At 50.8% G+C, this 22,395-nt stretch carries 24 protein-coding genes; 23 read left to right on the top strand and 1 reads right to left on the bottom strand.

All coding sequences use genetic code 11. From position 1 onward, the window contains the following. Positions 1 to 71 precede the first annotated feature (71 nt). The 21 genes from BQ7364_RS16435 to BQ7364_RS16535 all read left to right on the top strand — a co-directional run bounded on the left by BQ7364_RS16435 (position 72) and on the right by BQ7364_RS16535 (position 18,246). Positions 72 to 359 (top strand): hypothetical protein, encoded by a 288-nt coding sequence (locus BQ7364_RS16435; RefSeq protein ID WP_072685753.1) that lies wholly within the window; start codon positions 72 to 74, stop codon positions 357 to 359. Beyond that, positions 356 to 2,857 (top strand): phage tail protein, encoded by a 2,502-nt coding sequence (locus BQ7364_RS16440; protein WP_072685755.1) that lies wholly within the window; start codon positions 356 to 358, stop codon positions 2,855 to 2,857. The genes BQ7364_RS16435 and BQ7364_RS16440 overlap by 4 nt, the downstream gene beginning before the upstream one ends. A 12-nt stretch (positions 2,858 to 2,869) precedes the next feature. Then, complete coding sequence (locus tag BQ7364_RS16445; RefSeq protein ID WP_072685756.1) at positions 2,870 to 3,247, top strand: hypothetical protein; 378 nt, start codon at positions 2,870 to 2,872, stop codon at positions 3,245 to 3,247. 8 nt (positions 3,248 to 3,255) lie between these two features. Next, positions 3,256 to 5,214, top strand: a complete 1,959-nt coding sequence (locus BQ7364_RS16450) for a hypothetical protein (protein ID WP_072685758.1) — start codon at positions 3,256 to 3,258, stop codon at positions 5,212 to 5,214. Further along, on the top strand, positions 5,215 to 5,616 hold the full coding sequence (locus BQ7364_RS16455; protein WP_072685760.1) for a hypothetical protein: 402 nt from the start codon (positions 5,215 to 5,217) through the stop codon (positions 5,614 to 5,616). Continuing rightward, a complete protein-coding gene (locus tag BQ7364_RS18230) occupies positions 5,617 to 6,762 on the top strand; it encodes a hypothetical protein (protein ID WP_072685762.1) in 1,146 nt (381 codons plus the stop codon). Then, positions 6,762 to 7,211 carry a hypothetical protein gene (locus BQ7364_RS16465; RefSeq protein WP_072685763.1) on the top strand — a complete coding sequence of 150 codons (450 nt, stop codon included), beginning with the start codon at positions 6,762 to 6,764 and terminating at the stop codon, positions 7,209 to 7,211. The genes BQ7364_RS18230 and BQ7364_RS16465 overlap by 1 nt, the downstream gene beginning before the upstream one ends. Then, positions 7,212 to 7,715: a hypothetical protein gene (locus BQ7364_RS16470; RefSeq protein WP_072685765.1), complete on the top strand. Its 504-nt coding sequence runs from the start codon at positions 7,212 to 7,214 to the stop codon at positions 7,713 to 7,715. Continuing rightward, on the top strand, positions 7,705 to 8,205 hold the full coding sequence (locus BQ7364_RS16475; protein ID WP_072685766.1) for a hypothetical protein: 501 nt from the start codon (positions 7,705 to 7,707) through the stop codon (positions 8,203 to 8,205). Before BQ7364_RS16470 ends, BQ7364_RS16475 begins: the two co-directional genes overlap by 11 nt. Position 8,206: 1 nt before the next feature. After that, complete coding sequence (locus BQ7364_RS16480) at positions 8,207 to 8,629, top strand: hypothetical protein (RefSeq protein ID WP_072685768.1); 423 nt, start codon at positions 8,207 to 8,209, stop codon at positions 8,627 to 8,629. Between the two features lie 20 nt (positions 8,630 to 8,649). After that, positions 8,650 to 10,170: a phosphodiester glycosidase family protein gene (locus BQ7364_RS16485; RefSeq protein ID WP_072685769.1), complete on the top strand. Its 1,521-nt coding sequence runs from the start codon at positions 8,650 to 8,652 to the stop codon at positions 10,168 to 10,170. A gap of 5 nt (positions 10,171 to 10,175) precedes the next feature. Further along, entirely contained in the window at positions 10,176 to 10,472 is a 297-nt protein-coding gene (locus BQ7364_RS16490) for a DUF4406 domain-containing protein (protein ID WP_072685771.1), read from the top strand. A gap of 14 nt (positions 10,473 to 10,486) precedes the next feature. Continuing rightward, on the top strand, positions 10,487 to 10,672 hold the full coding sequence (locus tag BQ7364_RS16495) for a hypothetical protein (protein ID WP_072685772.1): 186 nt from the start codon (positions 10,487 to 10,489) through the stop codon (positions 10,670 to 10,672). Between the two features lie 5 nt (positions 10,673 to 10,677). Further along, the gene (locus tag BQ7364_RS16500; RefSeq protein WP_072685774.1) at positions 10,678 to 10,992 is read left to right on the top strand and encodes a hypothetical protein; all 315 of its coding nucleotides are present in this window, start codon (positions 10,678 to 10,680) and stop codon (positions 10,990 to 10,992) included. 325 nt (positions 10,993 to 11,317) lie between these two features. After that, positions 11,318 to 11,986, top strand: a complete 669-nt coding sequence (locus tag BQ7364_RS16505; RefSeq protein ID WP_072685775.1) for a response regulator transcription factor — start codon at positions 11,318 to 11,320, stop codon at positions 11,984 to 11,986. After that, on the top strand, positions 11,983 to 13,008 hold the full coding sequence (locus BQ7364_RS16510; protein ID WP_072685777.1) for a sensor histidine kinase: 1,026 nt from the start codon (positions 11,983 to 11,985) through the stop codon (positions 13,006 to 13,008). Before BQ7364_RS16505 ends, BQ7364_RS16510 begins: the two co-directional genes overlap by 4 nt. A 100-nt stretch (positions 13,009 to 13,108) precedes the next feature. Then, positions 13,109 to 13,627 (top strand): HD domain-containing protein, encoded by a 519-nt coding sequence (locus BQ7364_RS16515; RefSeq protein WP_072685779.1) that lies wholly within the window; start codon positions 13,109 to 13,111, stop codon positions 13,625 to 13,627. A 212-nt stretch (positions 13,628 to 13,839) separates the two neighbouring features. Beyond that, on the top strand, positions 13,840 to 15,366 hold the full coding sequence (locus tag BQ7364_RS16520; RefSeq protein WP_072685781.1) for a Y-family DNA polymerase: 1,527 nt from the start codon (positions 13,840 to 13,842) through the stop codon (positions 15,364 to 15,366). Between the two features lie 11 nt (positions 15,367 to 15,377). Beyond that, entirely contained in the window at positions 15,378 to 15,830 is a 453-nt protein-coding gene (locus BQ7364_RS16525) for a hypothetical protein (RefSeq protein ID WP_072685783.1), read from the top strand. A 122-nt stretch (positions 15,831 to 15,952) separates the two neighbouring features. After that, positions 15,953 to 17,095 (top strand): amidohydrolase family protein, encoded by a 1,143-nt coding sequence (locus BQ7364_RS16530; protein ID WP_072685785.1) that lies wholly within the window; start codon positions 15,953 to 15,955, stop codon positions 17,093 to 17,095. Continuing rightward, positions 17,092 to 18,246: an amidohydrolase family protein gene (locus tag BQ7364_RS16535; protein ID WP_072685787.1), complete on the top strand. Its 1,155-nt coding sequence runs from the start codon at positions 17,092 to 17,094 to the stop codon at positions 18,244 to 18,246. Before BQ7364_RS16530 ends, BQ7364_RS16535 begins: the two co-directional genes overlap by 4 nt. Before the next feature lie 217 nt (positions 18,247 to 18,463). Here BQ7364_RS16535 and BQ7364_RS16540 read toward each other — a convergent pair whose 3' ends face one another. Then, entirely contained in the window at positions 18,464 to 19,105 is a 642-nt protein-coding gene (locus BQ7364_RS16540) for a flavin reductase family protein (protein ID WP_072685789.1), read from the bottom strand. A gap of 355 nt (positions 19,106 to 19,460) precedes the next feature. On the opposite strand from BQ7364_RS16540, the gene BQ7364_RS16545 reads away from it, so the two are divergent. Both BQ7364_RS16545 and BQ7364_RS16550 read left to right on the top strand, forming a co-directional pair. Continuing rightward, on the top strand, positions 19,461 to 20,228 hold the full coding sequence (locus tag BQ7364_RS16545; RefSeq protein ID WP_072685792.1) for an ABC transporter ATP-binding protein: 768 nt from the start codon (positions 19,461 to 19,463) through the stop codon (positions 20,226 to 20,228). After that, complete coding sequence (locus tag BQ7364_RS16550) at positions 20,218 to 22,236, top strand: ABC transporter permease (protein WP_072685794.1); 2,019 nt, start codon at positions 20,218 to 20,220, stop codon at positions 22,234 to 22,236. The genes BQ7364_RS16545 and BQ7364_RS16550 overlap by 11 nt, the downstream gene beginning before the upstream one ends. Positions 22,237 to 22,395: the final 159 nt, after the last annotated feature.

Raw genomic sequence — 22,395 nt, forward strand, 5'->3', positions numbered from 1 at the left:
ATGTTCAGGCGCTGAAATTTGGAATCACCCCCGATTGTTTCTGGGCGTCAACGGTCCAAGAGATCATTGACATGATCGATGCCCGGCAGGAAAAACAAACAGAGGAGCTTAAGCTGCAGATCACGATGCTGTCTGTCCAAGCAGAACAGATTTTTGAAGGCATGGTCACAATTTGGAGCGATAAAAACAGCAAGCCTCAGCGTCGGCAAATTTGGGATTTTTACCCGAAGCTTTTTGAAAAAGAGCGTGAGGCGTATGAAATTCAGCGTCAAAAAGACGAAATGGCTTTGTATCAAGCGAAATTCAATGATTTCGTGCTCAGGCATAATCGCAAATATGGAGGTGATGACCAAGCATGAACGGAATCACTCTTGAAAAGCTGCAGGTCATCATTGAAGCGCAGACTCAGGATCTGCGCAACGAGCTTGCTAAAGTAAAGCAGCAGCTCACATCAACCTCAGCCGCAGTAAAAAAAGAAACCGGGAAGATCGGAAATTCCTTCGGCGGAATGATGAAAAAGGTCATGGGTTTGGTAGGAATTACCGCCGTTGTCACCTCTCTTAAGAAAGTAGGATCAGCCGCAATCGAGATGGCCAGTGATCTGCAGGAGGTGCAAAACGTCGTCGATACGGCGTTTGGTGACATGGCTTATATGGTTGAGAATTTCTCAAAGAAAGCGATCGATCAGTTCGGCATGTCGGAGCTGACGGCGAAGCGGACAGCGTCCACCTACATGGCCATGTCAAAGGGCATGGGAATCGCCGGGGACAAAGCGGCGAAGATGGCGATCAGTGTTGCGGGATTAACTGGCGATGTCGCTTCGTTTTACAATGTCAGCCAGTCGGTAGCGGACACAGCGCTGAAATCCATCTGGACAGGTGAGACAGAAAGCCTGAAGCAATTCGGCGTTGTCATGACGCAAACGAATCTGCAGCAGTTTGCTTATAGCAAAGGGATCCAGAAGACGATTGCCGACATGGATCAGGCAGAACAGACAACGCTGCGGTATATGTACGTCACTGAGCAGCTTAGTCTGGCTCAGGGTGACTTTTCCAAGACCAGCGGCAGCTGGGCAAACCAGATCCGCATCTTGCAAGAGCGCTGGAAGCAGATGCTGGGGATCATCGGAAACGGTTTGGTTCAGGTGCTGACGCCGGTTATTCAGTTTATCAATATGATCGTTTCCAAGTTGTTGTGGTTTGCGCAGGTGCTGCAGTCTGTCTTCCGCGGCTTATTTGGCGGTGGTAAAGCGGATCCAGTAGCAGGCGCGGCTGCATCAGCGAGCAAAGCGGAATCCGCCCAAAACGGGTACACTAACTCGCTAAAAAAATCAGATGCTCAGGCTAAAAAGAATCAGAAAACTTTGGCCGGCTTCGATGAAATCAATAACATCAATCAACCGCAATCTGGAGCTGAGGGTGCTGATATGTCCGGGCTTGGCGGCGATGGATTCGCAATAGATTTCGGAGATCTCGGGCTGGATGAAGAGCCTGATACATCCGGAATTGAGAAAGCGGCCGAGAAGATCAGAAACATCATCAAGGGGGTGCTGGACTTCCTTGATGAGAATAAGGCTAAAATTCTTGCGATTATGGGTGGCGTTGCCGCCTTTTTAATTGCCTTGAAATGGCCTGCAATTGCAGCAGCGATTGGAAAGATTGTGATGCCGCTTAAAAAAGCATTTGACTGGTTAAAGGCGTTTATGAGCCTGGCGTCAAGCGAAGGGATCATCGGAGCTTTAAAAGCTGCCTTCTTGGGATTCAGTACAACAGGGCTGATTGTAGCGGCGGTCATCGGAGCTGTGGTAGCGGCGGTGATTTACCTCTGGAACACCTCAGACGAATTCCGCAACAATGTGATGGCTGTTGTGGAGGGCCTGATGTCAGTGTTGAATCAGTTGTGGCAAGGCGTGTTGGTACCGATCGGGAATTTTATCTTGGATTTGATCGACAATGTGATCATGCCGTTGGTCAATATCATCGCTCAAGCCGTTTGTGCTGTCGTTTTAGAGTTGAGTGGTGTATTATCCGCTTTATGGGTCAATATACTGCAGCCCATCGCTGAATTTATTGTGGGTGTTTTATCGGTTTGCTTCCAAGGATTGTATGATATCTGGGTGGCTATGCTGCCAGCGATCAATGAGATGATGGCAATCTTGCAGACAATTTGGGTTGACACACTGCAGCCGATTGCTGCTTTTATTGCGGATGTGCTCATTGTTGCTATTCAACTATTGGGTACAATCATCCAAACCGTTCTGACAACCGCGCAGACAATGTTTAATAAGCTGGTTACTTTCTTGACTGGTACCTTTGCAAAAAGCTGGGAAACCGTCTGGGGTGGCTGTAAAACTGTGTTTGCAACGATCTGGAACACGATTATCGACATCATAGAAACAGCTGTGAATTTTATCATCGACGCGATTAACTGGTGTATTGATCAAATTAATAAGATCCACATTGATGTGCCTGGGTGGGTTACGGCCTTAACCGGAATGACCACTTTTGGCTTTAATATCGCTCGTATAGAGCGTGTGTCGTTACCGCGGATTGAGATGCCGAAACTGGCCAACGGTGGTTTGGCCTACGGTCCTACTACGGCGATTGTCGGTGACAATCCAGGGGCATCGTCGGATCCAGAGGTTATCGCACCACTGTCTAAGCTGCAGAACTTAATGGGCTTCGGCAGCGCGGAAACGCTGAACGCTTTGAATCGTCTATACGATATCCTGCTCATGATTTATGAAAAGGACGACACCGTTATCATTGATGGGGAATCATTGGCCGATCGAATCAACAGGATCAACAAGGACAATGATCGCAGGCGGGGAAATCCGGTATTTGCCTTGGAAAGATAGGAGGGATAGGCAATGATCTATATTTGGACAGACGATGATCCAACACCACGAGAATTACCAATCCCTTGTAAATTTGACTGGCAGTTCTCTGACCTAGATCGGGGATCCGGGCGAAATGATTTTGGCTTAATGATGAGAGAAAGAATTGGGTCAAAAGTAAAATTAACTCTGAGCTGGAATCCAAAAAAGCAAAACAGAAAAGCAAATGAGGCAATGATCCGTTTTTTGAAATCATTGCCTCCTTATTGTTATTTGAAATATCCGGATCCGGACGGAACAACGCCAACGATTGAGTGCTATCGCGGCGATATTAAATCTGGGATGTATCATTATGATCCGATCAGTGGATCCATCTGGAAGGATACATCAACATCCTTCACTGAAAGGTAGGCGGCAGCATGGCAAAAACAACGCAGACCTTTTATGAAAATTCTGTTTACAAATTTCGTGACACCGAATCCGAGATTGACATTGATGTATTTGACAACACCGCCAAGGGCGATATCGCCGCCGTGACCGCAAGCCAGCAGCGTCTTGCGCATCTCAATGAGGTGTACGACGGGGATCGGGATATTCCTAAACGCTTTGCGACCTGTGAGTACGATCAGTTTTTACTTGACGGATCCATGACGCTTCTTCCAGACAATTACGCCCGGGAAAAGGTTGGCTGGTGGTCGGAGTTGTCCGATGACAACTGCGAGTTTATCCAACCGCAGATCATCACGGTGAAGTTTGACAAGCGGCACAGCTCCGCGGGGATCACTTGCTATTACGATGAGTATAGCAAGCCAGTGGAATCAATCTGCCGCTGGTATCGCGGGGAGAAGCTGCTTGCAGAGCACAAGCTGCTTTATCCGGCATGGACCGTTGAGTCGTTTAACAGCGCCAACATTACCGTGGATCAATTTAACACGATGACTGTCGGGTCGTTGAATTACGGCGAGGCTCCGGCCAAGCAGGAGTATGGCCAGAGCGTTGATGGCTACGATCGTATTGAGGTCGAGATGATCCAGACACAAAACCCGCAGACCTATGTCAAGCTGTATGAAATTGATTTTGGGCTGACTTATGCGCTGACGGGAGAGCAGACGCAGGGAGCAAAGGTTAAGGAGCAGGTATCACTGTTAAGCAATACGCTCTATCCCAACGAGCTGTCGTTTAACCTCGAGAACTATGAGCGCAAATATGATCTACTTAACCCGTCGGATCTGCTGCGCTATTTCAAAAAAGGGCAGGAGGTGCGGGTGCAGGCCGGTGTCAAAAACCGCAAGACTGGGATCTTCGAGCGGGTCAACATGGGCAAGTATTATCTGGATCCGCCATCCAGCAAGTCTGCCAAGCTGACCTGTAAGGCGTTTGGGATCTTAAACATGCTGCTGGACGACGAGGATTATTACTCGCCGTTTTGGCAGGATGCCGCGGTTGCCGATATCGTCGCGGATATCTTGATCGGTTATGATCACTACGTCCATCCCAATGTCGGCGGGATTAAGCTGACCGGCTACATCCCAACGCAAAACAAAAAGGACGCGTTAAAGGTGGTGGCCATCGCGGTCGGCGCCATCGTTAAAGAGGGCCGCAACGGTAAGATTTATTTTTACCAGGCCACTGAGGAGCTGATCAGCAATCAGATCATCGCGGAGGACACAGTTTATACCGGCTGGCCACATGCAGGCATGTTGATGGCCGGCCTGGTGCCACTGCCACAGACGATCATTGCGCTGCCGTATGTACTTAAGGCAGATCGCAACACCCGGCTGGGAGATATCGACTCCAAAGATATTGGCAGCTACACCAAGGTGTCTGTCAATTACTTTAATTACGGATCTGCGGATCCAGCCGCCGAACTGCAGGAGCTGTTTAGCGGCGAGGTGATCACCGATGAGGACGGCAACGCCAAGATTACTTACTCGGATGCACCGGTCTATGATCTGACCTGTGATCTGCCGGAGGGCTGCACAATTAAGCACTACGCTGACGTCAGCCTTTTCCATGGCGATCCTGGGATGATTTACGAGCTGATAGTCAATGGTAGGGTGCGCAAGGTATCAAGCGCTACGGCCAGCGCAACGTTGCCACAGATCGAGATTGACCCGCAGGCACAGACGCTGGTACTGGACAGCTGTAATGAGCTGATCGGCAGTGCTCAGCAGGCCAGGGCGGCCGCCAGATGGTATTTGGAGCAGATGCAAAAGAGGCTGGACATCAGCTTTAAATGGTGGGCGGTAGCAACCACGGAGGCCTCAGAGTATTTAGAGGTGGAGACCACTTACGGGACCATTGTTAAAGCGCAGATCAGCAGCATAGAGTATGACCTTGGCAGCGGTCTGACCGCAACCGTTAAGGGGGTGGTTTGATTGGAGCTTAAAACCTTCCGGGCGACAGATCGGTATAATGTCGACGATCTGATGCGTGTTGAGCATAACTGCCAGCTCCTGCGGGATCGGATCGCTGCGCTGCTCGGTGTTAACCTGCAGCTGGATATCCGGACGGACTGGGATCTGACCAGCTTGCCGACGATCGGTCAGATGGATCGGATCCGGTGCAACATCGAGCAGCTGGCCCGCACCATGCGTGACGCCTACACCATCCCTGACTTCGGGGATTTTTTTGATTACACAATCGCTAATCAATTTGAGCGGGCGTTTGAGTTTATGGATCAGTACCTCGCTGATCTGATCGCAATCATCAGTCAGCCGCTGGCTGGCCAGTATTTTGCTAACGAGCCATTATTTCTACCTGCGGAGAGGAGGGATTAAGTGGCAAACTTATATGATTTTACGGAGCGGCTTAAGCTGCTCCTTTATTTAAACCATCGCAAGTCATCGGTCAACACACGGCACTTTGATGACAACTTCCAGGCGGTGGACGACTTTGCGCGTGAGACGGACCAAAAATTTGTTGATCAGGACACAGCCCGGAATCAGATGCAATCTGATCTGCTGGAGATCATCCGCACCAACAAGACTGCTTTTGATAATCATGTTGAGGATCAAGTGATCCACATTAAGGCCGCTGAGCGAGAAAGTTGGAATGGTGCGGTTAACGCAAAGCACACTCACAGCAACAAAGCGGTGATTGATAAGATCACACAGGCTATGCTGGATACGTGGGACACGGTAAGCAGTAAAGCGGCCGCAGTACACAAGCACGTTAAGGCTGACATTACAGACTTCCCGGTATCGCTCAAAAATCCTACTGCATTGACTTTAAAGTTAAACGGCACTGCTGCGGCTACTTATGATGGATCCGATGCCAAAGAGGTAAACGTTACATCAGCCAGCATTGGAGCGGCAGCAGCGAGTCACAGCCATAGTTATCTGCCCTTAGCTGGAGGTACGATGACTGGCAACCTCACTCTAAAAGGCGCTCCAACAGCTGATCTCATGGCTGCAACCAAAAAGTATGTCGATGACTTAGCAGCGAGTGCCGGTAATGGCGATATGCTTAAATCCGTATATGATACCAATGGTGATGGCATAGTCGATAACGCTGCCAAAGTAAATGGATTGACAGTACAGACAGCTGTTCCAGCAAACGCTAAGTTTACGGACACAACTTATAGTTTAGCAACAGCAAGCGCCAATGGGTTAATGCCGGCTACCTATGTTGTAAAAGTGGACAAGCTTAGGCCGGAAAATGTCGTCCGCAATGTAACGATAGCAGTCGCATCGTTTGTGGCAAATACAGATGACAACAAGACTCAGTACCCCTACTGTGCAGACTACACGGTAAGTGGTATGACGGCAACGTGTTGGGCTAATGTTAACCTGTCGGCAGCATCCAAGGCACTCGGGGTCATTGAGCAGGGTAACACCTTGGCCGGCAAGCTGAGACTGTACGCCAACGCTGTGCCGGCAAGCGACATTATTATCGATAATATCGTGTGGAAGGAGGTTGGATGATGGCGTTAAGTGAAATCAAAGATACAACCGGATCAAAACTCAATCAATACAAAATAACCCACGCAGACGGCACTACAGAGGTCGTCACGCTGGAGTTTAGCCCGGGGGATGACTATGTACCGGGTACACCGTTTAATGCCGCTACGGTCAATCCGTGGCTGCGTAAGATCAACAATCATGATCTGACACCGCTTGAAAATATCACGGTGCCCGCATCACAGTTTGTTGACTCTACGGATTATCCGCAATATGCGTACCATGTGGATATCGCGGTGGCGGGGCTGCTCGAAACAGATTTTTGTCATGTGGTGCTGTCGCCGGCAACCGACGAGGAGGGGTGTATTGCAAAAGGTCGGAGCCTTAACGGGATCTTGCGGCTGTATGCGATTGCACTGCCTGAGGAGAGCATCACGATCGCTACACTTTCAATAGATAGGAGGGGCGTATAAGTGCTTACTGATATTTTGGGAGGCGGAAAAGGTAAGAATCCTTTTCCGGGGTACGAATTAAAAAGCGGTACATTGTTTAGCGGAGGTTTCCAAACATTTTCTTGGGATAAAAATAAGTATATTCCTCTAATTATTCACATTAGCTGTTCGGGGCGTGGCAATTATTACACCGCAAGATATGCAAGATTCAGTCTAAATAACATAACAAAAACAATTCTCTACTTAGAGGATATTGATCCGGGATCGTGCGCTGGCTCAACCGAGTCGGATATCTGCACACTAACCTTTGCCAGCTTTGAACAAATGAAAAATATTGGAAGTTGTTCCTTCTCACAGTCGGGCGGCGGCAGCGGATTTAGCTTATCAGCTAAATGTACATTGTGGCTCGAAAAAATCGGGGGGGGGGCGCTTAAATGCTCTAAAAACCCTTTTGTTAAGCCGATTTTCACACTTTTCAAGAAAATTAAAAACAGTCAAAAGCGGGGTGAAAACCATGCTTTTTGACATCGTGAATAAGGGCATAAGTATATCTGATGGAATTGAAAAATATCAACGTTTTCGAGGAAACTATGCGAAAGACTTTTTTGCCAGATATAAAGATCAGCCAGGCTGGGAGACCAATCTTCCGGATTCTTATTTTAACATGGGGCAGAATGTCAATTTCAATAATGCAAGTTCTATCGCTAATCCAGCGGAATACCCTTGGTATATCAAATTTCCAAAACCGTTAGTTGTATTGGAATGCTATACCTATTGTAATAACTGGGCCGGAATTACGGAAATGGCGTTTATCTACGAAGATGGTACAGTAGAAGCTTGTACTGGACCGAAGAGTTACTCAAGATACAGCGGCGGAGGTCAACAGAACAGAACGCAATTAAAAGAATGTGTTGGTGTACGCCTTCATTTTTATGGTCAGGGCGTAGGATATGCGCCGGATGCTCATTATCAGGGCGGTGGTGTCATTGATTGGCTGGAAAAGGTAGGTGCTTAGTATGCTTGTAGATACGGGGAAATCTGGCGGAAAAAGAAAACGTGATGTAACTCAAATCACGTCAGCGGCTTACACAGCTACAGGCATTGTTTGGACTATGAGTGCTACATCTACACCGTCGTTTGTGCCTTTTGTTCCTAGCGAGGTATCAATATCTTATGTATATTGGTCACAGGATGAAAATGATCCTGGTAATTACAATTTCGCGACTAACTTGTACGGTATAAAAGAAGACGGTACAGAGGACTTGATTGATACCTTTACGGTCAGTGATCGTTGGGGGAATTCCAGTGGTACTACAACTCGAAAACTTACTACATCAGAAGAATTTATAAAAATAAAGATTGCTTCTGGAACATGGTGGAAGTATAAGTCTGGATCAAAATTAAGCTTTACGATTACGAAAGGTACAGTGATCGTCTAACGTAAAAAGGAGTGATGCCTATGTACGACTACACATCTGCTGCTGACCTCTGCCGATGGGCAGAGCAGCAGCTCAACCGCCAAACGTTTTACCAGCTCGGCGGGATCGGCCGCTACGATTCATCCGGCCGCCGGTTGTTTGATTGCGTCGGCCTGATCAAGTGTTTTTTGTGGCACGATTACGGCCCGGGCAATACCAGCTACTACGGTAAGACGGCGCCGGATATCAACGCTGATCAGATATACGCCCGGGCGACCGACAAGGGCCCGATCAGCACAATCCCGGAATCTCCGGGACTGCTGGTCTGGCAGCGGGGTCATATCGGGATCTACATCGGCGGTGGCCAGGTTATTGAGGCGACGGCTAAACGCTGGGGATCCGTCGGCGGCTGCGTCGTCAAGTCACAATTTAGAGATAAAACTGCGGCGATGTACCGCGGGACATGGACACACTGGCTCAGGTGTCCTTTTTTAATGTACGAGGAGGATGAGGGAATGGGCATTAAAGACAGCTACAAGACAGAGGTTTACAATGGCCTAACAATCCAGATCGCTCGCATGGGTTTGGATCCTGATTATGAGTATAAGGGTACAGTCGTAGGCAAGCCGTTTGGCCCCAATGCTGTACAGCGATCGCAGAGCATTGACGATCCAGAGTTGGAGGCGGCCGGATGGCAGTCCTGTGGTCACACTAATGGCGGGATTTTTTATAAAGAGCCGAGTGACGGTAACTGGATGGCCAGTGGTATCGAGGTACTGATGGGCAATGCCACACAGCTTTGGGATACTCGGTTTGACAGCTGCGCGGCCATCGGGTTTTACCACTCTGGGGAGATGATTATCGGCACCCAAGTGGAGATCAAGGCTTTAGCTGCAGCTGGTCAGCTACGCGGCGCTGTAACCGCAGCCTTCGGCATTAAGCTCAATGGTCAACGATGGACTGCGGGATCAGAGTTTAACTCTCAGAGGGATTACATCTATTCCAACAAGTCCGGACGCACAATCGTCGGTCAGGCTGCCAACGGCCAGTATGTGATGGTATCTGTGCCAGGCGTAAGCGGCAAGTCTGGGTTAACCGGTAGCCAGTTGCCAGCACTGGCGGATCACCTGGGATTAACCGCAGCGGTCTGCCTGGATGGCGGCGGTAGTCGGTACCTGTCTTACTGCGGGTCGATCAAAACAAATACCACCCGCGCAGTTAAAAACGACATTATTATTTATCGCCGCAAAAAGGCATCGCCGGCGCCGGATCCAGAGCCAGACACAAAGCCAAATCATCAGCCGGATACTGGCGGTGATGGTATGGTGCTGATCACCGACAAGGGGCCGCTGCGGATTCGCAATGCGGTCATGGGCGACAAGATCTTGTATACGGTGCCACAGGGCGAGCAGATCGACATCCTGGACATGCTGGCCGGCCGGCAGCAAGATGGATATCAATGGGCATTTGTGTCCTATACGCCGGTGGGAAAATCTGACAAGATCATCGGGTACAGTCAGATTGATTTAGACTATTCGCAAATGGATGAAAAGGAGAACTAATTATCATGAAAAAAGTATTTATCAGTCAGCCGATGAGAGGAAAAACAGAAAACGAAATCCTCATGGAACGAAACCGAATTATCGAAGAAATCCAGACATCTATCGGAGATCATGAGGTCCTGGACACCTACTTCGACGACTTTGGCCCCGGAGCTAAACCGTTGCAGTACCTGGCAAAGTCGCTCTGGATGCTTGCGGACGCAGACTGCGCCTATTTTGCGCCAGGCTGGCAGGATGCCCGGGGTTGCCGGATTGAACATGATTGTGCTATTGCTTATGAAATTGAAGTCTTGAAGGACTAGAGGAGGAATAGAACATGGAAGACATCAAAAAGCGTATTTCCAAGCTGGTCGATTTAAAGTCGATCATCTCCATCATCATGGTGGCCGCAATGGTTGCCGGATTTTTTGCCAAGATGGTATCTGCAGAGCAGTTTGTTCCATTGGTGACGATGATTGTCACCTTTTATTTTGCTAAGCAGGACAAGCCTGATAAGGAGTAAGATCAATGTTTGAGTTTATCTCTACGCACATCATGGAGTTTGGCTGGACTTGTATTGTCGGCATCCTTGCGATGCTATACAAAACGATCCAAAAAAACTTTAAAAAAGTATTGGCCGATAATCAAAATATGAAGTTTGGTGTTCAGGCAGTGCTCCATGATCGGCTCATACAAAAGTGTACCTATATTATCCAGCGTGGCCATGTAACCACAGATGATCTTGATGAGCTGGAGGAGCTCAACAAGCCTTATAAGGCGCTGGGTGGCAACGGCACCGTTAAAACAGCGCTGGAAAAAGTCAAACAGCTACCACTTAAATAGCAAATACCCCACTCTCCAATGCCGGAGGGTGGGGGATTTTTTATTTTGCCAAAATCGTTCAAAAAATCGTTCAAAATTTCTGATCAATATTATATAAGAGCTTAACTAAGCCGTAATTTTGACGCTTTTATGCAGATATATAATCCCGTTCGGTGCACCATTTGAAATCAAATTTCCCGGGAAACCGGGATTGAAAGTCCTGTAATCAGGACTTTTTTGTGATTTCCAAACCATGGAATCTAACAGTTTTGTTAGAGAGAGGAAAAGCCATGGCAGGAAGATTTTCTGTTAGTGTATAATAAGACCATACGAGGAGGGATTGGGAATGTTCAAAATCTTGATTGTCGAAGATGAGGAAAAAATCCGGGTGGAGCTGCAGAACCTGTTAAACCGCTATGGCTATGAGGCGCTGACGCTCTCCGATTTTCATGAGGTCGACCAACAGATCCTGCGGATTCAGCCGCATCTGGTCTTACTGGATATCAATCTGCCGGAAATGGACGGCTATATGATCTGTCGTTCGCTCCGCCAGCAATCTTCGATTCCCATCCTGATGGTGACCAGCCGCAGCAGCGATCTGGATGAGTTAATGAGCATGAGTTTAGGCGCCGACGACTTCATCACTAAGCCTTACAATGTCCAGATCCTTCTGGCGCATATTCAGGCAGTTTTAAAGCGCGCCTATCCGCAGGATCAGGGACGGCTGTTAGAGGTCAAAGGCGTGACGCTGGATTTAAGCAAGGGCTGCGTGATGCACGAAAATCAAAGCGTGGAGCTGACGAAAAACGAAATTCGAATCCTGTGGCTGTTGATGCGCAAGCAGGGCACGATCGTCAGCCGCGACGAAATCATGACTGATTTATGGCAGTCGGAGGAATTTGTCGACGACAACACGCTGACTGTCAATATCAACCGGCTGCGGCGAAAATTGGAAAGTATCGGCGTGAGCCCGGACTATCTGTCGACCAAACGCGGGCTGGGGTATCGCATATGACGTTCAAAGAATTCCTTCAGGACCGCTGGCTGTTTCTGTTGGGCCAGACGATTTTTCTGCTTTTTGCCGGGGTGCTGCTGCGGTTACTGCGCGTCAGCGGTTTCGCGCTGGGATTTCTGGCGTTTCTCTATCTGACGTTGACCAGCGTCACGCTGGGCGTGGAATTTTACCGCAAGAAAACCTTTTTCGATCAGACGTTCAACTTGCTTGACCAGCTGGAAGAAAAGTATTATCTTTCGGAGATCGTCGAGTCGCCCGGCTTTGTCGAAGGGCAGAAGCTGACGCAGCTGTTCCGGATCGTCAGTAAGTCGATGAACGATACGATCGCCGAATACCGCCGCCGCAACGAAGATTACAGCCGTTACATTGAAACCTGGGTGCATGAAGTCAAAACGCCGATCGCCTCGAGCAAGCTGATCATTGAGAATCATCCTGATCCGGTGACGCGCTCGCTGGAGGAGGAGATTGACCGGATCGATCAATATGTCGAACAGGCACTCTACTACACCCGTTCCTCCGTGGTGGAAAAAGACTACGTGATCCGCCGCTGTTCGTTGGATCACATCGTCAGTCAGGTGATCAAAAATCATGCGAAAATCCTGATCTCCCGACAGTTTTCAATTCAGCGGGAGAATCTGGATCAGATCGTCTATACCGATGTGAAATGGATCGATTTCATCCTCGGCCAGATCGTGACCAACGCCGTCAAATATCGGGCGGCGGAGAAACCTCAGCTGAGGTTTGCTGCCGAAGCGCGGGACAGTCAGGTGGTGCTGACCATCGAAGACAATGGGTGTGGGATCAGCGCCCGTGATCTGCCGCGGATTTTCGATAAAGGCTTTACCGGAGACAACGGCCGGCAGGTGGCCCGATCGACGGGGATGGGGCTGTATCTGGTTAAACAGCTGTGCGAGAAAATGAATATCGGCATTCAGGCTGAATCCCAGCCCGGCATGGGAACGATGATCAAGCTGAGCTTTCCGCTGTCCGGCTTTTTGCTTCCGGAATCAATGAGTGAATAAGGCTGTACGCTCAAACGGAAAACTTTCAAAAAGTTCAGGGAAAAACGCTTGCTTTTCGGTCGCCTCTGATTATAATAAGGGCGAAAAGAATGGGTGAACTATGATCGAAAACAACGAAGAACAAACGGAGCTGGTAGAGCTTCTGAGAGTCTATGCGCAGGCGACGCTGAATACGGAAAAGGTGCAGTCGATGCGCGGCTATCTTCAGCATGGGGATACGACGACGCTGGATCATGCGATTGCCGTGGCGTATTACAGCCTGATGCTGGATCGAAAATGGAATCTGAACTGTGATAAAAGCAGTCTGGTGCGGGGAGCGCTGCTTCACGATTATTTTCTTTACGACTGGCATCAGCCGCATAAGGAATACGGGCTGCATGGGTTTACGCATCCCTTCACAGCGCTGCGCAATGCGGTGCAGGATTTTAATTTAAACGCCGTGGAACGCAACATCATCGCCCGTCACATGTTTCCGCTGGTGCCGATTCCGCCGCGGTATCGGGAAAGCATGATCGTCTGTCTGGCCGACAAGTTCTGCTCGCTCAACGAAACGTTCAGCTCTCAGCGCTACTGCGCGCTGGTCAAGCTGCTTTCCACAGCGTTAATTTTCCATCAATGAAGCGTCCGCAAGGACGTTTTTCTTGTTTTGGATGAAGTGGGAGTCCCGGTGCAGACTAAGCAGAGAAGACGAAGCGAAGAGGAGAGAAACGCCGCAAAGACCGGAATTAAACTTGAAAATAATTCAATTTACGGGTATAATAAATTCAAAGTCGGCTGGATTAAGGAGCGGGCATTGGATTCATCAGACGAAGGGTGAAAGGGGACTTGGGTATGCAGAAGGAACGTGTGATTCTGGCGATCGATCTCAAATCGTTTTATGCTTCGGTGGAGTGCGTCGATCGGGGACTGGATCCATTAACGACGCATCTGGCGGTTGCGGATGAAAGCCGCACGGAAAAGACAATCTGTCTGGCGGTTTCCCCCTCGTTAAAAAAGCTGGGATTGGCGGGGCGTCCGCGTTTATTTGAAGTCGTTGAGAAAATGGCGATCGTCAATGCCCAGCGCCGCCGGCATGCGCCGCATGGGAAGTTGATCGGTTCATCCTGGAACGCGGAGGAGCTGGCACGTTCTTTGCAGCTTGCGGCTGCCTATATTGCCGCCCCGCCGCGGATGGCGCGGTATATTGAGGTCAGCCGCCAGATATACCAGCTGTATCTGAACTACGTTTCCCCGCAGGATATCCATGTGTATTCCATTGACGAGGTGTTCATGGACGTCAGCGCCTATTTGAATCCGTTGGGGATTTCCGGCAGGGAGCTGGCGAAGCGGATCGTTCAGGATGTGCTGCAAACGACAGGCATTACCGCGACCGTCGGGATTGGAACAAATTTGTATTTAGCCAAAGTGGCGATGGATATCGTCGCCAAGCATGTCGAAGCGGATCAGGACGGAACGCGGATCGCTGAACTGGATGAGATGAGCTATCGCCGGCAATGCTGGACACACCGGCCGCTGACTGATTTCTGGCGCATCGGCCGGGGCTATGCTAAAAAGCTGGAAGACCACGGCTTGATGACGATGGGCGATATCGCGCGCTGTTCGCTGGCCGATCCCGATCACTTCCGCAGCGAAACGCTGTTGTATAAATTGTTCGGCGTGAATGCCGAGCTGTTGATCGATCATGCGTGGGGCTGGGAACCTTGCACGATCGCGGATATCAAAGCTTATCAACCTGAATCCCGCAGTCTGGGCAGCGGTCAGGTGCTGCGTTGTCCATATCCGGCAAAGAAAGCCCGCCTGATCATCCGGGAAATGACGGATTTGTTAGCGCTGGATTTGGTGGAAAAGGGACTGGTTACCGATCAGCTGGGGCTGTATGTCAGTTATGCCGCCGAGAATCTGCGCGATCCAGAAGTGCGTCGACGGTATCAGGGGCCGGTGAAAAAGGACCGCAGCGGGCGTGAGGTTCCCCAATCCGCGCATGGAACAACGCGTCTGACCCGTCCCTGTGCTTCCGGCAAGCTGATCGTCGAGGCGATGCTGGCGCTGTTCGACCGGATTGTGGATCCCTCGCTGCTGGTTCACCGCGTCGGCGTGAATGCGCTGCATGTGCGGCCGGAAAGCGAGGCGGGGGGTGGACAAAGCGTCGAACAGTTCGATCTGTTCAGCGACGCCGAAGCGATTCTGCGCCAGCGGGAACAGGAAAATGCCGATCTGGAAAAAGAGAAGCAGGTGCAGCAGGCGATTTTGAAAATCAAGCGGAAATATGGCAAGAATGCCATTTTAAAAGGAACCAATCTGCTGGAGGGGGCGACGACGATCGAGCGCAACCGGCAGATCGGCGGACATAAGGCGTAAGGAGGCGGAGGATGCAGACGAAGAAAGCGGATTATTTTCCCTATGAAGACATCGTTGATCTTCCTCATCCCACCTCGAAAATCCACCAGCCGATGGCGCGGATGGACCGGGCGGCGCAGTTTAACCCGTTCGCCGCGTTGACCGGGTATGACGATGAAATCCGGGAAGCGGCCCGATTAACCAGCGAAAAAATTCTGTTAGCGGAGGATGAAAAGCGGGTGCTGGATAAAAAGCTGCAGGGACTCATGCTGCGGATCCATGAACATCCTGAACTGGAAGTGACTTACTTTATCGCTGATGAGAAAAAAACAGGCGGCGTTTACCACACGCTTCAGGGAGTGTTAAAAAAGATCGACGCGATTCAGCGGACGCTCGTCTTGATGGACGGGACGCGGATTGAAATGCAGGATATTTTACGTTTAGAAAGCAGGATCTTTGACGGCTTGCCCGAGGCGGAGGGGTAGGCCGTCTGTTTTTGATCCGCATATTGATCCATCTTTTTAAATGAGGAGTTCCTGCATCTGCGGCTTGCCTTTCCTTGTTCCTCTGGCGTACAATAAAGACATGATTCTTGAGGAGGGATTTTATGTTCTGCATCACGGGCGGCACAATCCATACCGGCAAGGGGGAAGTGCTGGAAAACACCGATATTCTGATCGACAACGGAAAGATCGTTGAAGTGGGGAAGAATTTAAAAGGAAAAGCCGAAGGGTACATCGACGCTTCCGGCAAAGTCATTCTGCCGGGATTGATCGACGCGATGAGCGAGCTGGGCATGGCGATCCGGCGTGGGGAAGTGCGCGATAACGACGAAAAGAGCGATCCGCTTACGCCGCATTTAAAGGCGCTCTATGCTTATGATGGGGACTGCGTCAGCGAACAGGCGCCGTACACCTATGGAATAACCGCGTTGGCAGCCTCGCCGAGCAATTCCAATATTCTGGGCGGCCAGATGGCGGTTTTCAGAACGGCCGGCATCAATCCATTTAAAATGTTGGTGAAGGATGAGGTGGGGATGAAAGGTTCCGTGACCGATCAGGTCAAGGAAGCCTATGGTTCCCGCAATGTAGCGCCGATGACGAAGATGGGAATTTTCAGCTTGCTGCGGGATGCGCTGCGGCAGGCGCAGGAGTATGACGAGAACAAACCGGAAATTAAGCGGGATGAAAAAGCCAAGGCGCTGAAAAAGGTGCTGGCGAAGGAAATGCCGCTGGTGATCGCCGCCAACAACGCTGCCGAGCTGCGGGGCGTGCTGCGGGTTTGCGCCGATTACGATCTGAAACCAATTCTGGCGCTGGGCTATGATATCCATGCGGAAGACGTCGATCTGTTAGATAAGATTCAGGGCGTGATTCTGGGCAATCTGTCGTATGGCTTTAACGCCTATTCGCAGAAAGCGGATTTGGAAGGATTGTATGCGCTATATAAGAAGGGACTGCCAATCGCGATGGCGACGATCGGCAACAACCCTAATGGAAAGGAAGGCCTGATCTGGACGGCGGCGCGGATGATGCGCGCCTGCGGGGACAGCGAAGCCGTGTTAAGCATGCTGACAAGTCAGGCGGCGAAGCTGCTGGGCTGTGCGGATCAGATCGGTTCGATTGAAGCGGGCAAGGACGCGGACTTCGTCATTTGGAGCGCCAATCCGATCGAAACCTATGAAGGCCGGGTTGAAAAGGTCTTCATGCAGGGCAAGGTCGTCTATGTTCAGGGAGGTTATCAACAATGAAGCTGATTAAAAATGGAACCGTCATGACGATGGGGCCGCAGGGAACGCTGCAGGCCGATATTCTGATTGAGAACGGGAAGATCGCTGAAATTGCGGAAAACATCACGGCGGAAGGTGCGGAAATCATCGACGCTTCCGGGCTGCTCGTCTTGCCGGGGCTGGTCGACGCGCACAGCCACATCGGCGGCTTCGACACCAAGACCGGCGCGCAAGATCTCAACGAAAGTGTCAATCCGGTTACGGCGCAGCTGAACGCCTATGACGGCGTGGATCCGTTATCGCCGCAGTTTGCCTCCGCTTTGGAAACCGGCATCACCGCCAGCGGGATCGTGCCGGGCAGCGCCAATGTGATCTGCGGTCTGGGCTGCGTGATCAAATCTGCCGGGGCCAGTCTGGCAGAGCGCTGCGTGAAGCAGCCGTTTGCGCTGAAGGCTGCGGTCGGCGGCAATCCGAAGGGCGTCTACGGCAAACGCAATCAAAGTCCGATGACGCGCATGGCGATCGCCGAAACAATCCGCGAATACTTCCATCAGGTTCAGGACTACCGCAAGAAGAAGCAGGAAGCCGGGGACGATCCGGCCAAAATGCCGAAGTTCGATCAGGGGTTGGAAAACGGCGAGCTGGTGCTCGATAAAACGATCCCGTTAAAAATCCATGTCTATCAGCACGATATCCTGACGTGCATCGAACTGGCGAAGGAATTCGACATCCGGATCACGATCGACCATGCTTTAGGTTCCAGTGATTTTCTTGATGAAATCGAAGCGGAAAAAGACCGGCTGGCGATTATCTACGGTCCGATCGGCGCACAGAAGGGGCAAAACGAGCTGCATTTGGTCGATACCGGCTGCTTGAAAGATCTCGATGAGCGCGGCGTTTTGTGCGCGATCATGACTGACGGTCCGGCCCGCAATCCATGGATGATTTTGGCTCAGGCGGGGGAAGCGGTACGCTTCGGCTGTCCGGCGGAGCGCGTGCTGCGGATGATCACGATCAACGCGGCGACGATCCTGGGCTGCGAAGACCGGATCGGTTCGCTGGAAGTTGGCAAGGATGCCGATCTTGTCCTGTTTGATCATAACCCGGTCGTCTCCACTGCAGCCAAAGCGCTGCTGACCATGGTGGACGGCGAGGTCGTTTACCGCCGGTAAGTGGATTCCCCTTGCCTGCGTTATTGTGGAAGCGTGCCTCTGTGTCTCTTTGAAAGAAAACAGGGAAGATCGCGATTTATGGCATGTTTTTGCGATCTTGGTAAAAAAGACTGGCCGATCAAAGCGTTTGGATAAGCTTTGGACGGCCAGTTTTCTGTATTGGAAAAATTAAGCATACCCGCAAGAGTAGGAAGCACCTGTCGCATGGCAGGCTGTGCTAATCCCGCTTTTCAATCGTGAGCGAAGCGATGATTGAGGGATTCGGCTCGCCGGTGCTCAGGTTCTGTGCGCCAGGCATTAACAACATATATCCCGCTTTCCCGCATCGGCTTTCCGGGGACAGATCGGCGTCGATCCAACAATGCCGCACCTGGCCCACAACCATTGCGGTGATTCCAGCCCCGCTGAGATCCTCTACGGATTTCAGCGAACATTCCAACGTGAGAAAACTCTCCTGAATGATCGGCGCGGAAATCGTGCGGGCGTTTTCCAGCGTGAAGCCGCCGGCGGAAAACTCATCGGCGTCCAGTTCGTTTTGACGGATGGTTTCGATCAGCGCGTCATAATAGTGCACCGGCAGAAAATTGACCGCAAAGCCGCGGGTCCGTTTGATATTGACATAGGTGTGCGTGTGCTGATACAGATTGCCGAGCACGGCGAAGAACGCCGTTCTGTCGCCATGGAAGCAGCTCCAGCTGTGAAAACAAACATTCGGCTTGCCATTTTCCTTCCACGTCGTCACGGCAAATAAGACCTGCGGGATCGCTGCGGCCAGCTCCAGATGGGAAAACAGATCAAATTCCTCCGGATAGGCAGGCTGGAAACAGGCTGGTCGTTCGATTCCGATTTCAATTTTCATAGTTTTCCTTTCAGCAGGCTTGCATGGCCCTGCGGATTCCCGGATTTTTAGTCCCGAATCCTTCTGCCTTGATTATACACCCTCTTTGTTTATTCGCGGCGCAATAACCCGACGTGTGAAGAAAAATAGGAAACGATATCGCTGAATGATGAATCTTACAATTCTGTTAGCGAGCTGTAAGTCCCTTCTAAGGTACAATAGACAGGACAAGCTTATAATAAAGCCGTAATCAAGGAGGAATCATAAAATGAAAACATTCAATAAGATTCTGATTGTATGCCAGGTTTTATTTCAGGTCATTGTGTTGGGCCAGGACGGCCTTGGCGATATTCATTAATAAAGGAAGGGAAAACTTATGGAAACGATATTACAGGTAAAACAAATTGAAAAGATTTACGGCAACAAAGGAAGCATCACCCGGGCGATCGAGGATATCAGCTTCGAGGTGAAGAAAGGGGAGTTCGTCGGGATCATGGGACCCTCTGGTTCCGGCAAAACGACGCTGCTCAACTGCATCTCGACGATCGACACCGTGACCAGCGGCCACATATTGATCGGAAAGGACGACATCACCAAGATGAAAAGCAGCCAGCTGTCCAAGTTCCGGCGCGAACAGCTCGGCTTTATCTTCCAGGATTTCAATCTGCTGGATACGCTGACGGCGTATGAAAACATCGCGCTGCCGTTGACGATTCAGCGGGTCAATCCGAAGAAGATCGACAGCCGTATTAAGAAACTGTCAGTTCAGCTGGGAATTGAGGAAGTTTTGAAAAAATATCCGTATCAGATGTCCGGCGGCCAGCAGCAGCGCGTTGCCTGTGCCCGCGCGATGATCTGCCATCCGTCGCTGATTCTGGCTGACGAGCCGACCGGAGCATTGGATTCCAAAGCATCAAGAATGCTGCTGAACAGCTTTGAGGTGCTCAACAAATCGCTGGAAGCCACAATCCTGATGGTTACCCACGACGCCTTTACCGCCAGCTTCGCCCACCGCATTTTGTTCATCAAGGACGGCCGGATTTTCAATGAATTAGTCCGCGGCGGCGACGACCGCAAGACGTTCTTCAACCGCATCATCGAGGTCGTCAGTTTGTTGGGAGGGGACACCAACAATGTACTTTAAAATCGCGCTTGGCAATGTCCGCCGCAGTATCCGGGATTATGGCGTTTACTTTCTGACCCTGACCTTCGGCGTCTGCCTGTTCTATGTCTTCAATTCCATCCAGTCCCAATCCGTCATGCTGGCGCTGAGCCAGTCGCAGGCGAAAATGCTGGTATTGTTAAACAATCTGATGCAGATTTTCTCGGTGTTTGTCTGTATCGTTCTGGGCTTTCTGATCGTTTACGCCAATAACTTTCTGATCCGGCGGCGTAAAAAAGAACTTGGCCTGTATCTGGTGATGGGCATGAACAAAGGCACGGTGGCCCGGATCCTGATGATCGAAACCGTGATGATCGGCTTGTTGGCCTTCGCGGTCGGTCTGGGCTTGGGGATTCTGGTCTCGCAGGCGCTGACGGTCGTCACTGCCAATCTGTTCATGGTTCAGCTCAAAGCGTTTGAGTTTATCGTTTCCTTGAAAGCGATTCTGTTGTCGGCGCTGTTTTTCGGCGGATTGTATCTGATCGTGCTGATCTTCAACAGCGTCGTCGTCAGCCGTTATAAACTGATCGACCTGCTTCAGGGGGATCGGCATAACGAAACGCTGAAGCTGCACTCGATCGGCTTGTCCGTCGTGCTGTTCATCGCCAGTCTGATCATTCTGGGCTGTGCTTACGCGCTGATCCTGGACAATGGCTTTGTGATGTTCACGCTGGAGTTCACCGCCTCGATCGTGCTTGGTTCGATCGGGACCTTCCTGTTTTTCTTCTCGCTGTCCGGCTTCCTGTTAAAGTTTGTGCAAAGCCGCAAGAGTTTCTATTACCGTAATCTGAACATGTTTATCTTGCGTCAGCTGAACAGCCGGATCAATTCGGCGTTCGTGTCAATGACCGTCATCTGCATCATGCTTTTGTTGACGATCGGCGCGTTGTGCACCGGATTGTCCTTTGGTCAGGTCCTGGCGGGCGACGTTGAAAAGACTTCGCCCTATGACGCGACCGTGTATGTCTATGATACGCAGACGCTGGGGTTCAGCTTATCTCAGGACTATCGCGAGCGGGGTCTGGATCTGGATGGCCTGGCCCGTGAAGCCGCCGATCTGGATCTGTACGATCTGGCTGTGAAAATCAAGGATTTCAGCAGCCCGGAAGTCATCGCGACGATGCAGAACAGCACGTCCCATGATGTCGGGGAAATGGCGATTGATTTCCTGCCGTTGTCCCAGCTCAACGCTGCCCTGACGATGCAGTCAAAACCGCAGGTCACGCTGGCGGAGAACGAATATTTGATCACCTATTCGATGAACGCCGCGGAATCGGATATCTTCAAGGCGGTGAAGGAGCACCGCGAGCTGACGGTCGATGGCAGGACGCTGACGGTGAGCCAGCCGGCGATGTTTTTGCAGCTGCAGAATTTCAGCGCTTACGGCAACTTCTTAACGATCGTGCTGCCGGATTCGTTTTTCGTCAATAAAATTCCGGCCAGTCAGTCCTTCAATGTAAATTACAAGGTTTCAGCCGAGGAAGGCGACGTGTTGTTGAATGAAATGGCGAAAACGTATGGAAAGCAGACCGGCCTGGCCTACAACGCGGTTACCCGCGGGGAAATGTTTGAGGCCTCCGGGGGCATGAAGCTGATTCTGTCCTATATCGCGGTCTATCTGGGCCTGGTTTTCCTGATCGCGTCGGCCGCGATACTGGCTTTGCAGCAGCTATCGGAATCCGCCGATAACGTGGAGCGTTACGCTTTGCTGCGCAAGATCGGCGTCGAAGAGAAGATGATCCGCCGCTCGCTGTTCACTCAGATCGCAATCTATTTCCTGTTCCCGTTGGCATTGGCCATCGTTCATTCCATCGTCGGCGTCAGCGCGGTGATTCAGTCGCTGGTGGCGCTGGTCAAAATTGATATCGGCAGCCAGGTATTGCTTGTCGGCGGGTTCCTGGCCCTGATCTACGGCGGTTACTTCCTGATCACTTACTCAAGCAGTCTGAGCGTGATCCGTGACCGCGCGCAATCCCGCCGTTTGGAATAAGTTTGGCATTACCCCCTGATGAAGGCTGGCGGAAGATTGGATTCGCCAGCTTCCTTTTTTATTCTGAAAGGGGACTGAAACAGAACGCATCCTTTTCAGGAAAGTCCGCAGCCTGTGTGCGGCTGATTAGAGTTTCGTATTCAATCGGGAATAAAACGT

The organism is Holdemania sp. Marseille-P2844, assembly GCF_900120005.1.
Classification (GTDB): domain Bacteria; phylum Bacillota_I; class Bacilli_A; order Erysipelotrichales; family Erysipelotrichaceae; genus Holdemania.